Origin of the sequence: Pseudomonas sp. HS6, from assembly GCF_023375815.1 — a bacterium.
In the GTDB taxonomy this organism is placed as follows: domain Bacteria; phylum Pseudomonadota; class Gammaproteobacteria; order Pseudomonadales; family Pseudomonadaceae; genus Aquipseudomonas.
Map to the genome: position 1 here is coordinate 1,343,052 of NZ_CP067412.1, position 12,459 is coordinate 1,355,510.

Annotated in this window: 10 protein-coding genes; 9 read left to right on the plus strand and 1 reads right to left on the minus strand. The window is 60.4% G+C overall.

Features of this window, described 5'->3' with window-relative positions; genetic code table 11:
- Positions 1 to 22 precede the first annotated feature (22 nt).
- The 7 genes from JJN09_RS06070 (at position 23) to JJN09_RS06100 (ending at position 7,738) form a co-directional block, all read left to right on the plus strand.
- Positions 23 to 949, plus strand: coding sequence for a carbohydrate ABC transporter permease (locus JJN09_RS06070; RefSeq protein WP_249486264.1), 927 nt, complete (start codon positions 23 to 25; stop codon positions 947 to 949).
- A gap of 8 nt (positions 950 to 957) precedes the next feature.
- The gene (locus tag JJN09_RS06075; RefSeq protein ID WP_096820359.1) at positions 958 to 1,788 is read left to right on the plus strand and encodes a carbohydrate ABC transporter permease; all 831 of its coding nucleotides are present in this window, start codon (positions 958 to 960) and stop codon (positions 1,786 to 1,788) included.
- Positions 1,789 to 1,811: 23 nt separating this feature from the next.
- The gene (locus JJN09_RS06080) at positions 1,812 to 2,915 is read left to right on the plus strand and encodes an ABC transporter ATP-binding protein (protein WP_249486265.1); all 1,104 of its coding nucleotides are present in this window, start codon (positions 1,812 to 1,814) and stop codon (positions 2,913 to 2,915) included.
- A gap of 16 nt (positions 2,916 to 2,931) precedes the next feature.
- Positions 2,932 to 4,404 carry a mannitol dehydrogenase family protein gene (locus JJN09_RS06085; RefSeq protein WP_249486266.1) on the plus strand — a complete coding sequence of 491 codons (1,473 nt, stop codon included), beginning with the start codon at positions 2,932 to 2,934 and terminating at the stop codon, positions 4,402 to 4,404.
- Positions 4,405 to 4,624: 220 nt separating this feature from the next.
- Complete coding sequence (gene xylB / locus JJN09_RS06090) at positions 4,625 to 6,121, plus strand: xylulokinase (RefSeq protein ID WP_249486267.1); 1,497 nt, start codon at positions 4,625 to 4,627, stop codon at positions 6,119 to 6,121.
- 13 nt (positions 6,122 to 6,134) lie between these two features.
- The gene (locus tag JJN09_RS06095) at positions 6,135 to 7,073 is read left to right on the plus strand and encodes a carbohydrate kinase (protein ID WP_249486268.1); all 939 of its coding nucleotides are present in this window, start codon (positions 6,135 to 6,137) and stop codon (positions 7,071 to 7,073) included.
- A gap of 44 nt (positions 7,074 to 7,117) precedes the next feature.
- Positions 7,118 to 7,738 (plus strand): hypothetical protein, encoded by a 621-nt coding sequence (locus JJN09_RS06100; RefSeq protein ID WP_249486269.1) that lies wholly within the window; start codon positions 7,118 to 7,120, stop codon positions 7,736 to 7,738.
- A 159-nt stretch (positions 7,739 to 7,897) separates the two neighbouring features.
- On the opposite strand, the gene JJN09_RS06105 is transcribed toward JJN09_RS06100, so the two are convergent.
- Positions 7,898 to 9,199, minus strand: coding sequence for an OprD family porin (locus JJN09_RS06105; protein ID WP_249486270.1), 1,302 nt, complete (start codon positions 9,197 to 9,199; stop codon positions 7,898 to 7,900).
- A gap of 363 nt (positions 9,200 to 9,562) precedes the next feature.
- On the opposite strand from JJN09_RS06105, the gene JJN09_RS06110 reads away from it, so the two are divergent.
- The gene (locus JJN09_RS06110; RefSeq protein ID WP_249486271.1) at positions 9,563 to 11,635 is read left to right on the plus strand and encodes a type VI secretion system tip protein VgrG; all 2,073 of its coding nucleotides are present in this window, start codon (positions 9,563 to 9,565) and stop codon (positions 11,633 to 11,635) included.
- Positions 11,632 to 12,456: a DUF4123 domain-containing protein gene (locus tag JJN09_RS06115; protein ID WP_249486272.1), complete on the plus strand. Its 825-nt coding sequence runs from the start codon at positions 11,632 to 11,634 to the stop codon at positions 12,454 to 12,456. The genes JJN09_RS06110 and JJN09_RS06115 overlap by 4 nt, the downstream gene beginning before the upstream one ends.
- The last annotated feature ends 3 nt before the right edge of the window (positions 12,457 to 12,459 follow it).

The following is a 12,459-nucleotide window of genomic DNA, read 5'->3' on the forward strand; positions in this document are numbered from 1 at the left end:
CACCCAAACGGTTGTAAACGCCATGAATACTTCAACTGCCAAAGCCCACATCGACCTGTCGCAACCCCAGCGCAAAAACCGCGTGGCCAATCCCGGCTGGTTTCTGGTCAGCCCTTCGGTGGCCCTGTTGCTGCTGTGGATGATCGTGCCGCTGGGCATGACCGTCTACTTCTCGATGATCCGCTACAACCTGCTCGACCCGGGCATCAACGAGTTCGTCGGGCTGGATAACTTCACCTACTTTCTGACCGACTCCGGGTTCCTGCCCGGCGCCACCAACACCTTGCTGCTGGTGGGCAGCGTGCTGCTGATCAGCGTGGTGTTCGGCGTGTTGATCAGTGCGTTGCTGGAGGCCAGCGAATTCTTCGGTCGCGGCATCGTGCGGGTGATGCTGATTTCGCCGTTCTTTATCATGCCCACAGTCGGTGCGCTGATCTGGAAGAACCTGATTTTCCACCCGGTGTCCGGGATCCTGGCGTACATCTGGAAGCTGTTCGGCGCGCAACCGGTGGACTGGCTGGCGCACTACCCGCTGCTGTCGATCATCATCATTGTGTCGTGGCAATGGCTGCCCTTCGCGATCCTGATCCTGATGACCGCCATGCAGTCTCTCGACCAGGAGCAGAAAGAAGCCGCCCGCCTCGACGGCGCGGGCCCCGTCGCGATCTTCTGGCACCTGACCCTGCCGCACCTGGCGCGGCCGATTGCGGTGGTGGTGATGATCGAGACGATCTTCCTGCTGTCGGTGTTCGCCGAAATCTTCACCACCACCAACGGCGGCCCCGGCTACGCATCGACCAACCTCGCCTACCTGATCTACAACCAGGCGCTGGTGCAGTTCGACGTCGGCATGGCCTCGGCCGGCGGCCTGATCGCCGTGGTCATCGCCAACATCGCCGCGATCATTCTGGTGCGGATGATCGGCAAAAACCTGACTGACAAAGCCTGAGGCCTGCCATGACTCTTCAACAATCCCGCCGGCTGCAAAGCCTGCTGCTCGGCACGCTGGCCTGGGCCATCGCGATCATCATTTTCTTCCCGATCTTCTGGATGGTGCTGACCAGTTTCAAGACCGAAATCGACGCCTTCGCCACGCCGCCGCAGTTCATCTTCACGCCGACGCTGGAGAACTACCTGCACATCAATGAGCGCAGCGATTACTTCAGCTTCGCCTGGAACTCGGTGGTGATTTCCTTCAGCGCCACCGCCCTGTGCCTGCTGATCGCGGTGCCGGCGGCCTACTCGATGGCGTTCTACGAAACCCAGCGCACCAAAGGCACGCTGCTGTGGATGCTCTCCACCAAGATGCTGCCGCCGGTGGGCGTGCTGATGCCGATCTACCTGCTGGCCAAGAGTTTCGGCCTGCTCGACACGCGCATTGCGCTGATCGTGATCTACACGCTGATCAACCTGCCGATCGTGGTCTGGATGATTTACACCTACTTCAAGGACATCCCCAAAGACATCCTCGAAGCCGCCCGCCTCGACGGCGCCACGCTGATGCAGGAAATGCTCCGGGTGCTGCTGCCAATCGCCAAGGGCGGGCTCGCCTCGACGGTGCTGCTGTCGTTGATCCTGTGCTGGAACGAAGCGTTCTGGTCGCTGAACCTGACCTCGTCCAAAGCCGCGCCACTGACTGCGTTGATCGCCTCCTACTCAAGCCCCGAAGGATTGTTCTGGGCCAAGTTGTCGGCCGTCTCGACCCTGGCCTGCGCGCCGATCCTGATCTTTGGCTGGATCAGCCAGAAACAACTGGTGCGCGGTTTGTCGTTCGGCGCCGTGAAATAAGAATTCGCATGAGGAGCGCCACCATGGCCAACCTGAAAATCAAGAATCTGCAAAAAGGCTTCGAAGGTTTCTCCATCATCAAGGGCATCGACCTTGAGGTGAACGACAAGGAATTCGTGGTGTTCGTCGGCCCGTCGGGCTGCGGCAAATCCACCCTGCTGCGACTGATCGCCGGCCTGGAAGAAGTCAGCGGCGGCACCATCGAACTGGACGGACGCGACATCACCGAAGTCAGCCCGGCCAAGCGTGATCTGGCGATGGTGTTCCAGACCTACGCGTTGTATCCGCACATGACCGTGAAAAAGAACATGTCATTCGCCCTCGATCTGGCCGGCGTACCGAAAGCCGAAGTCGAGAAGAAAGTCGGCGAAGCGGCGCGCATTCTCGAACTGGGGCCGATGCTTGAACGCAAACCGAAACAGTTGTCCGGCGGTCAGCGTCAGCGTGTGGCCATCGGCCGGGCGATCGTGCGCAACCCGAAAATCTTCCTGTTCGACGAACCGCTGTCCAACCTCGATGCCGCGCTGCGGGTGCAAATGCGCCTGGAGTTGCTGCGCCTGCACAAGGACCTCAAGGCGACGATGATCTACGTGACCCACGATCAGGTCGAAGCCATGACCATGGCCGACAAAGTCGTGGTGCTCAATGGCGGCAAGATCGAGCAGGTCGGCTCGCCGTTGGACCTGTATCACAACCCTGCCAACCTGTTCGTCGCCGGTTTCCTCGGCACGCCGAAAATGGGTTTCCTCAAGGGTCAGATCGCGCGCATTGATGGTGCGAGCTGTGAAGTTTCGCTGGACGCCGGCACGCGCATCACCCTGCCGTTCAACGCCGCGAACCTGAGCGTCGGCAGCGCCGTGACCCTGGGCATTCGCCCGGAACATCTGGAGCTGGCACAACCGGGCGACTGCACCCTGCAAGTCACCGCCGACGTCAGCGAGCGGCTGGGCAGCGACACCTTCTGCCACGTAAAAACCAACGCCGGCGAAGCCCTGACCATGCGCGTGCGCGGTGATCTGGCGAGCCGATACGGCGAACAACTGAACCTGCACCTGGATGCTTCCCACTGCCATCTGTTCGATGCCGACGGCGTGGCATTGACCCGCCCGTTGCGCGCCGCCGCCTGATTTCGAGACTGATCCGATGAAACTGAACAAACAGAACCTCAATCGCCTCGCCGCCGAAGTGCAGTTGCCGGCCTACAGCCTCAGCGACACTCGCCAGGGCATCGCCCACATTGGCGTCGGCGGTTTTCATCGCGCACATCAGGCGTATTACACCGATGCGCTGATGAACACAGGCGAAGCGTTGGACTGGGCGATCTGCGGCGTCGGCCTGCGCGCCGAAGACCGCCGTGCCCGTGACGATCTCAAGGAACAGGACTACCTGTTCACCCTGTTCGAACTCGGTGACAGCGACGACACCGAAGTCCGCGTCATCGGTTCGATCCGCGACATGCTGCTGGCCGAGGACAGCGCCCAGGTGCTGATCGACAAACTCGCCGACCCGCAGATCCGCATCGTTTCGCTGACCATCACCGAGGGTGGTTATTGCATCGATGACAGCAACGGCGAGTTCATGGCGCACCTGCAGCAGATCCAGCATGACTTGACCTACCCGCAGCAGCCGCAAACCGTGTTCGGTTTCCTTTGCGCGGCGCTGGCCAAGCGACGCAAAGCGGGCATTCCGGCGTTTACCGTGATGTCCTGCGATAACCTCCCGCACAACGGTGCTGTCACCCGCAAGGCGCTGCTGGCCTTCACCGCGCTGCTGGATCCGGACTTGCGCGACTGGATCGACGCCAACGTCAGTTTCCCCAACGCCATGGTCGACCGCATCACGCCGATGACCAGCACCGCGCATCGTCTGCAACTGGCGGACAAACACGCCGTCGACGACGCCTGGCCGGTGGTCTGCGAACCCTTTGTGCAATGGGTGCTGGAAGACAAGTTCGTCAACGGCCGCCCGGCCTGGGAAAAGGTCGGTGTGCAGTTCACCGACGATGTTTCGCCTTATGAAGAGATGAAGATCAAACTGCTCAACGGCAGCCATTTAGCGCTGACTTATCTGGGCTTTTTGAAGGGTTACCGCTTCGTTCACGAGACCATGAACGACCCGCTGTTCGTGCGCTACATGCGCGCCTACATGGACCTGGACGTGACCCCGCAACTGGCGCCAGTGCCGGGCATCGACCTGACCGAGTACAAGAACACGCTGGTGGCGCGGTTCTCCAATCAGGCGATTGCCGATCAACTGGAGCGGGTTTGCTCGGATGGGTCGTCGAAGTTTCCCAAGTTCACTATTCCGACGATCAATCGGTTGATTGCTGATGGGCAGGAAACCAAGCGGGCGGCGCTGGTGGTGGCGGCTTGGGCGCTTTATTTGAAGGGTGTGGATGAGAATGGAGACACATATTCGATTCCGGATCCTCGGGCTGCGTTTTGTCAGGCGTTGGTGGCGGATGATGCGCTGATTACTGAGCGGTTGTTGGGGGTTGAGGAGATTTTTGGGGTGGTGATGCCGCGTTCGGCGGAGTTTGTGGCGGCGTTTGAGTGGTGCCTTAACAGCTTGCGCGAAGAGGGTGTGACGCGGACTTTAGAACGAGTCCTAGCCTGAAAAGCCCCTCACCCTAGCCCTCTCCCGGAGGGAGAGGGAACTGACCGAGGCGCTTATCTGAGCTACACCGACCTGAAATATCGAGTCGAACTGTAGATTTGAAAAGCACAAAGATCTGCTCCCTTTCCCCCTCTCCCCCTTGGGGGCGGTCCGACGTTTCGGGAGGGTTGGGGTGAGGGGGTAAGCTTTTGATCTTCATTGCGAATCAACAGGTTCACTCATGAACAACCAACAACTCTTCCTCGGCATCGACTGCGGCACCCAAGGCACCAAAGCCATCATCCTCGACGCCACCAGCGGTCAGGTGTTGGGCCAGGGCGCCGCCGCTCACACGATGATCAGCGCCGCCAACGGTCGCCGCGAGCAGGACACGCATCAATGGCTGGAAGCCTTCGCCCTCGCCACCCGCCGCGCCTTGTTGGCGGCCAATGTCGACGGGCAGTCAATCCTCGGCATCGGCGTTTCCGGCCAGCAACACGGCTTGGTGCTGCTCGACGACCAAGGCCAGGTCCTGCGCCCGGCCAAGTTGTGGTGCGACACCGAAACCACGGCAGAAAACGACCGCCTGCTGACTTACCTGGGCGGCGAAAAAGGCTCGCTGGAACGCCTCGGCGTGGTCATCGCGCCGGGTTACACCGTGTCCAAACTTTTGTGGACCAAGGAACAACACCCCGCCGTTTTTTCACGAATCGCAAAAATCCTGCTCCCCCACGATTACCTGAATTTCTGGCTCACCGGCCGTAGCTGCAGCGAATACGGCGATGCGTCCGGCACCGGTTATTTCAACGTGCGTACCCGCCAATGGGATTTGCAGTTGCTGCGCGACATCGACCCCAGCGGCCGTCTGCAAGCGGCGCTGCCAGAGCTGATCGACGCCCATCAAGCGGCCGGCACGATCCTGCCGGCGATTGCTGAACAGCTCGGCATCAACCCTGACGCGCTGGTATCCAGCGGAGGCGGCGACAACATGATGGGCGCCATCGGCACCGGCAATATTCAGCCGGGCGCGATCACCATGAGCCTCGGCTCTTCCGGCACGGTGTACGCCTACGCTGAAGTACCGAAAGTCAGCCCGGACGCTTCGGTCGCGACCTTCTGCTCGTCCAGCGGCGGCTGGCTGCCATTGATCTGCACCATGAACCTGACCAACGCCACCGGGGCGATCCGGGAACTGTTCGACCTTGATCTCGACGCTTTCAATGCCTTGGTGGCCCAAGCACCGATTGGCGCTGAAGGCGTGAGCATGCTGCCGTTCCTGAACGGCGAACGCGTGCCGCCCCTGCCCCACGCCACTGGCAGCCTGCATGGCCTGACGATCGATAACCTGACGCAAGCCAATCTGTGCCGCGCCGCTGTCGAGGGCACTACCTTCGGCTTGCGATTCGGACTGGATCTGTTGCGCCAGAATGGTTTACAAAGCCGCAGCATTTGCCTGATCGGCGGCGGCTCGAAAAGTGCGGTGTGGCGGCAGATCGTCGCCGACATCATGAACACCCCGGTGATCTGCACCGAGCAAAGCGAAGCCGCCGCTCTGGGCGCAGCGATTCAGGCAGCGTGGTGCAAGTCGTGGTCCAACGGCCACGAAGACACCCTGGCCGATCTGTGCGAACGCTGCGTGACGCTCGACCTGAACAGTGAAACCCTGCCGGTTGCCGCGAATGTCGCAGCCTTCCAGCAGGCCTATGAACGCTATCGACTGCATGTCGCAACCTTATAAAGAGCAAACAACTATGTACCTGGTGTGTGGCGAAGCGCTGTTCGATTTCTTCAGCGAAGACGATGCCGGCGGGCAGGCGTCGAAAGTCAATTTCAAGGCGATTGCCGGTGGCTCGCCGTTTAACGTGGCGGTGGGATTGCGCCGACTGGGCGTGGATTCGGCGCTGTTTGGCGGGTTGTCCACCGATTACCTCGGCCGGCGCCTTCAGCAGGTGCTGCAGGACGAAGGCGTCCGCCCGGATTATCTGGTGGACTTCGCGGCGCCGACTACGCTGGCGATGGTCGCGGTGGGCGCCAATGGCTCTCCGCATTACAGCTTCCGTGGCGAAGGTTGCGCTGACCGGCAATTGAGTCAGGCGCATCTGCCAACGCTGGGCCCTGAAGTACGCGGTTTGCACTTCGGTTCCTTCTCGCTGGTGGTGCAACCGGTGGCCGATACATTGCTTGCGCTGATACAGCGTGAAAGCGGCAAACGCCTGATCAGCCTCGACCCGAACGTGCGCCTCAATCCCGAGCCGAACATCGACCTGTGGCGCGAGCGGATTGCCACGCTGGTGGAACTGGCAGACCTGATCAAAGTCAGCGACGAAGACTTGAGCCTGCTGTATCCCGAGCAGGATCCGCAGCGCGTCATCGAAGGCTGGCTGCAGCATCGTTGTCAGGTGGTGTTCCTGACCCGTGGCGGTGAAGGCGCGACCGTTTTCAGCCGTGCTCACGGCTCCTGGTCGGTACCGGCAAGCTCGGTGAAGATCGCCGACACCGTCGGCGCAGGCGATACCTTCCAGGCAGCGCTAATCACCTGGCTGACCGAGCATGAACTGGATTCGGTGGACGGCGTACAGCATCTGAATCGCGAGCAGATCGACGCCATGCTCAGGTTTGCCGTACAGGCGGCCGCCCTTACATGCAGCAAGACAGGTCCGGATTTGCCTTATCGCCATCAGTTGAGCTGACCGCGTAGACTGGCGCCCTTTTTTGCATGACGGGATGACCGCTTTTGAATTCGGGGCGCACGGCTGGACTTTTGATACTGGCGACACTTCTGACGGGCTGCGGTACTTCGCCGCCGCGTTCACCGGAAAACCTCTGCGATATTTTCCGGGAAAAAAGTGATTGGTATGACGCGGCGCAAGTCACGCAAAAGCGCTGGGGCGTACCGATCCAGGTGCCGTTCGCGATCATGTATCAGGAGTCCGGCTACCGCTACGACGCCAAGACGCCGCGTAAATACCTGTTGTGGGTGATTCCGTGGGGCCGCGTCACGACGGCATCGGGCTATGCGCAGGCCAAGGATGAAGTCTGGTCCGACTACCAGAAAAGCACCGGCCGACACGGCGCCGACCGCGAAGACTTCGACGACGCTATCGACTTTGTCGGCTGGTACATGGACAAGACCACCTCGGTCAACGGCGTGTACAAGTACGACGCCTACAACCAGTACCTCAACTACCACGAGGGCTGGGGCGGGTTTCGCCAGAAGACCTATGCCAGCAAGACGTGGCTACCGCCGGTGGCGCGCAAGGTACAGAACCGCTCGGACATGTACGGCCAGCAATACGCGGCGTGCAAGGATGATCTGAATCGCGGGTTCTGGAGCCGGTTCTGGCATTGGCTCTGACCTTCGGTGCCCTTTAGCACGCCATCGCTGGCAAGTCGAATCGTCGCACCGCAGCTCCCACAGGGATCTACGGTAACCACAACTTTAGTGAACGACGTAGATCCTGTGGGAGCGGGCTTGCCCGCGAAGGCGTCAGTTCAGGCACCGCCGGCCTAAGGGTTACAACACCGAAAAGTTGTAACTCACGATCAACCGGGTCTCATCCACGTCCCGGGCGAACTTCTCGTAGTTCGTCCGATACGTCGCATTACGCAAACGCAGGCTGACATCCTTGAACGTGCCGCTCTGGATCACGTACTTCAACTCGCTGTCGCGTTCCCACTCTTTACCTTCCTGATCGCTGCCCGGCACCTTGATGTGATCGCCGTTCACGTAACGAGTCAGGAAGCTGAGGCCGTTGATGCCGATCGCCTTGAAGTCATAGTCGTAACGAAGCTGCCAGGAACGCTCCTGCGCGGCGGCGAAGTCGTTGACCTGCACGTAGTTCACCAGGTACGGGTTGCTGCCATCGAGGTACGGCATCGAATTGTCGCCGTTCATGCGCTGCCAACCGGCGCTGAAGGTGTGGCCGCTGATGCCGTAGGACAGCATGCCGCTCAAGGCCCGGTTGTCGATGGAACCGGCCTTGGCATCACCGCTGTCGGCGCTTTTCAGCAAACGCAGATCCGCTTTCAACACGCCGTCACCCAGCGGCTGGTTGGCCAACAGACCCACGAAGTGCTGACGATAGATGTCTTCCAGCTCGGCGTAGTGATACTGCGCGGTCAGGCGATCGTTGATCTTGTAGTCGAAGCCGTACATGTCGAAATGATCGGCGGTGACGTTGCAGGCATAGCGCTTGTTCTTGCAGTGCACGCGAATGTCTTGCGAGTCGGTCGAACCCCGGGCGGTGTACTTGTCCAGGCGTGCGGCCATGAAGGTCAGGTCCTTTACTTCCTTGGACGTCAGCATCGCACCGTTGAACATGGTCGGCAGCAGACGGCCGTCGTTGTACTTGAGCAGCGGCAGATCCGGCAGCAGCGCACCGTATTTCAGCACCGTATCCGAGACTTTCACCTTGGCCGTCAGGCCCATTTTTGCGTACTGACCTTTCGAACCGCGCGGGTTGTCGCCACTGGATGGCAGCAGGCCGCTGTTGCTGCGGTCGGGGCTGGAATCGAGCTGAAAGCCCGCCATGCCCAGCGCATCGATGCCGAAACCGACGGTGCCTTCGGTGTAGCCCGATTGCAGATTGAGAATGAAGCCCTGCGCCGACTCTTCGCGCTTGGACGCGCCCTGATCATTGGAAGTGTGCCCATCACGGAAATCACGGTTGAAGTACACCGTGCGCGACTCGATCTTCGCCGTGGTGTCTTCGAAAAAACCGCTGGCCTGAACCTGCGCGGTAAAACCGGCGCACAGCACAAAGGCTCCGAAGCCAAGCGACTGGCGCGGGGTGATGAGGGGAAATGGGGGACGCATTGAAAACTCCAACAGAACAACGATTGCGCGGGGGCGCAAACAAACCAGAAATAGCTCCCGTCCCGGCACAGTGAAGAACCGGGAGGAAGTGAACACGCGGGGGTGAGCGCCAATGATGGCAGATGGCTTTGACGTGCTACAGGCGACTTTAGTCTGAAACTGACTGACTGTTCTTGAGCGCCTTCGTGTGCGATTGCGATGGATCTTCCGCCCGCAAGTGCCGGTTTCACGGGGTGAAACCACCGGTCTAAGGGTTTTCCCTATGGGCTGCGGCCCGCGCCTCTACGGCATTTGCGCCTTGAACGAGGCGGTTTAATCCTGCACCATCCGCCCACGCTAAATCCAAAGGACGGAAAACAAGGCATGCTGGACGCCAACGCTACCCACATTACCCTCACGCTCGAGGGCGCTTCCGCCGATCTGCAAGTCCTCAGCTTCACCGGTCGCGAAGCCCTCAACGAACCGTTCCGTTTCGACCTCGAACTGGTCAGCGCCCGCCCCGATCTCAACCTCGAAGAACTCCTGCACAAGCCTGGCTGCCTGACTTTCGGCGCCACCGGCGAGGGCAGGATTCATGGCCTGGTGTATCGCGTCGAGCAAGGCGATTCCGGCAAGACCCTGACCCGCTACAGCATCAGCCTGGTGCCACAACTGGCCTACCTGCGGCACAACCATGACCAGCAGATTTTTCAGCAACTGACGGTGCCGAAGATCATCGCCCGAGTGCTGGAAGATCGCGGCATTCTGGCCGACGCCTACAGTTTCCAGCTCGGCGCCGAGTACCCGGAACGCGACTACTGCGTGCAGTACGACGAGTCCGACCTGCACTTCATCCAGCGCCTGTGCGAAGAGGAAGGCATTCACTTCCACTTCCAGCACAGCAGCAGCGGCCACAAACTGGTGTTCGGCGACGACCAGACCGTTTTCCGCAAACTGAAACCGGTCAACTACCAGCAAGACTCCGGCATGACCGCCGACAAACCGGTGATCAAGCGTTTCAACCTGCGTCTGGAAACCCGCACCAGTCGCGTCAGCCGCCGCGACTACGATTTCGAAAAACCGAAGATCCTGCCCGAAGGCGCCGTCAAATCCGAGTTCATGCCGGACCTGGAAGACTACGACTACCCCGGCCGTTTCACCACGCGCGAGCGCGGCAAGTTCCTCTCGACCCGAGCGCTGGAACGCCATCGCAGCGACTACAAACTCGCCGAAGGCAAAGGTGACGAACCGACCCTGACCAGCGGCCATTTCTTGACCCTGGCCGAACACCCGCGCGCCGAATGGAACGATTTGTGGCTGCTGCTGGAAATCTTCCACGAAGGCAAACAACCGCAAGTGCTGGGCGAAAACGTCACCAGCGACGTCACCGACAACAAGAGCGATTTCCACCAGGGCTACCGCAACAGCTTCGTGGCCACCCCGTGGGACGCGCACTACCGCCCTGCCCTCGAACACCCGAAACCGAAAGTCCTCGGCAGCCAGACCGCCATCGTTACCGGCCCCGCCGGCGAAGAAATCCACTGCGACCAATACGGCCGCGTGAAAGTGCAATTCCACTGGGACCGCGACGGCCAGGCCGACGACAAGACCACCTGCTGGCTGCGCGTCGCCAGCGGCTGGGCCGGCGCGGCCTATGGCGGCATCGCCATCCCGAGAATCGGCATGGAAGTGCTGGTGACCTTCCTTGAAGGCGACCCCGATCAACCGCTGGTGACCGGTTGCCTGTACCACAAGGAAAACGTCGTTCCTTACGACTTGCCGGCGAACAAAACCCGCAGCACTTTCAAGACCCTCAGCTCCCCGGGCGGCAAGGGCTACAACGAATTCCGCATCGAAGACAAGAAAGGCGCGGAACAGATCTACATCCACGCCCAGCGCGACTGGGACGAAAACATCGAGCACGACCAGAAGATTCGGGTTGGCAATGAACGGCATGACACCATCGAAGCCAATGTTTTAAGTGAATTCAAGGTCGAAGAACACCGCATCACTCACCTGGACCGCAAGAGCGAAATGCGGGCGAATGATCACCTGACCGTGGGCGTGACTCAGCATGTTAAGGTCGGTACCGGTCAGTTCGTTGAAGCGGGTACGGAGATTCACTACCACGCCGGCGAGAAAGTGGTGATCGAGGGCGGGATGGAGCTGACGGCGAAGGCTGGTGGCAGTTTCGTCAAGGTCGATGCTGGTGGCGTGACCATCAGCGGTGCGGAAGTGAAGGTGAATACGGGAGGCGCGCCCGGCGTCGGAACAGGCATTGGGATTCTCGAACCCGTTATCCCGTGGCTAGCGGCCAAAGACAAGGCTGGCGCCCTGCTCGTTCCCGCCGTTGTGCAAATGGCCATGGCCAAAGCTGCCCGGGCGGCGGGCAATACCCGCTGCCCGATCTGTGAAGCTTGCCGAGAAGGCAAATGCGATTTGGGGGCCACAGCATGAGTGACGCCCTCAACAATTGGCTGAGTGAACAGTCACGCCTCAATCGCGTGCTGATCCTGGCCGTCGACAGTCTCGCCGAACCCAATCCGGTTACGTCGCTTTACAGCGCCGGGGTGATGCAACGTTCGGTGCAGCTCTACCGACATACCGAGTACGCAAAATTCGCGGCCATCAGCCCATGGCTGACCGAACTGGACAATCCAGGCAACGAGGCGTTTCGCGAACTGCTCGACGCCCCCCAACGCAACTGGGGCTGGATTGGCAGCATGGATCAGGCTGACCTCGACAGTCTGACCCAGCACTGGGTCTCGCGCATGGTCATCGACGAAGACGGCGACCGATCACTGTTCCGCTTTCAGGACAACCGCGTACTTGCCCGCTGTCTTGGCAACCTCAAGGAAAGCGAATTTGCGCTGCTGTTGGGGCCGATCAGCAGTGTTCTGTATTGGGATGAAAACCAGTGGAAACACACGGACAACGGCAAGCCAGGCATGTACCCGGTCCCCAGCCCTGAACCGTGGCTGCGCGACCCCGAGTCCGGCGAACAGGCGAGAAGCATCCTGCGTGACAACCTCAAACGATGGCTGCTGACCTACCACGTCGAAGCCGCCGCTAATCTCGCCGAAACCCGAGTGGTCAGCGAATGGCTGGAGGAACAGATGGACTTACTCGATGCATGGGGCTGGCAGACGCCGGAGCAGCGCGAGTTGATGCTCAGCCGGCGATTGTCTGAGCAGTGCATGAAAGATGTTGCGTGGGAGCCATTGCCGGAGGAGTCACCGGAGGTTCATTTTGCGCGGTGTCAGCGAGTGTTCGGATAAATC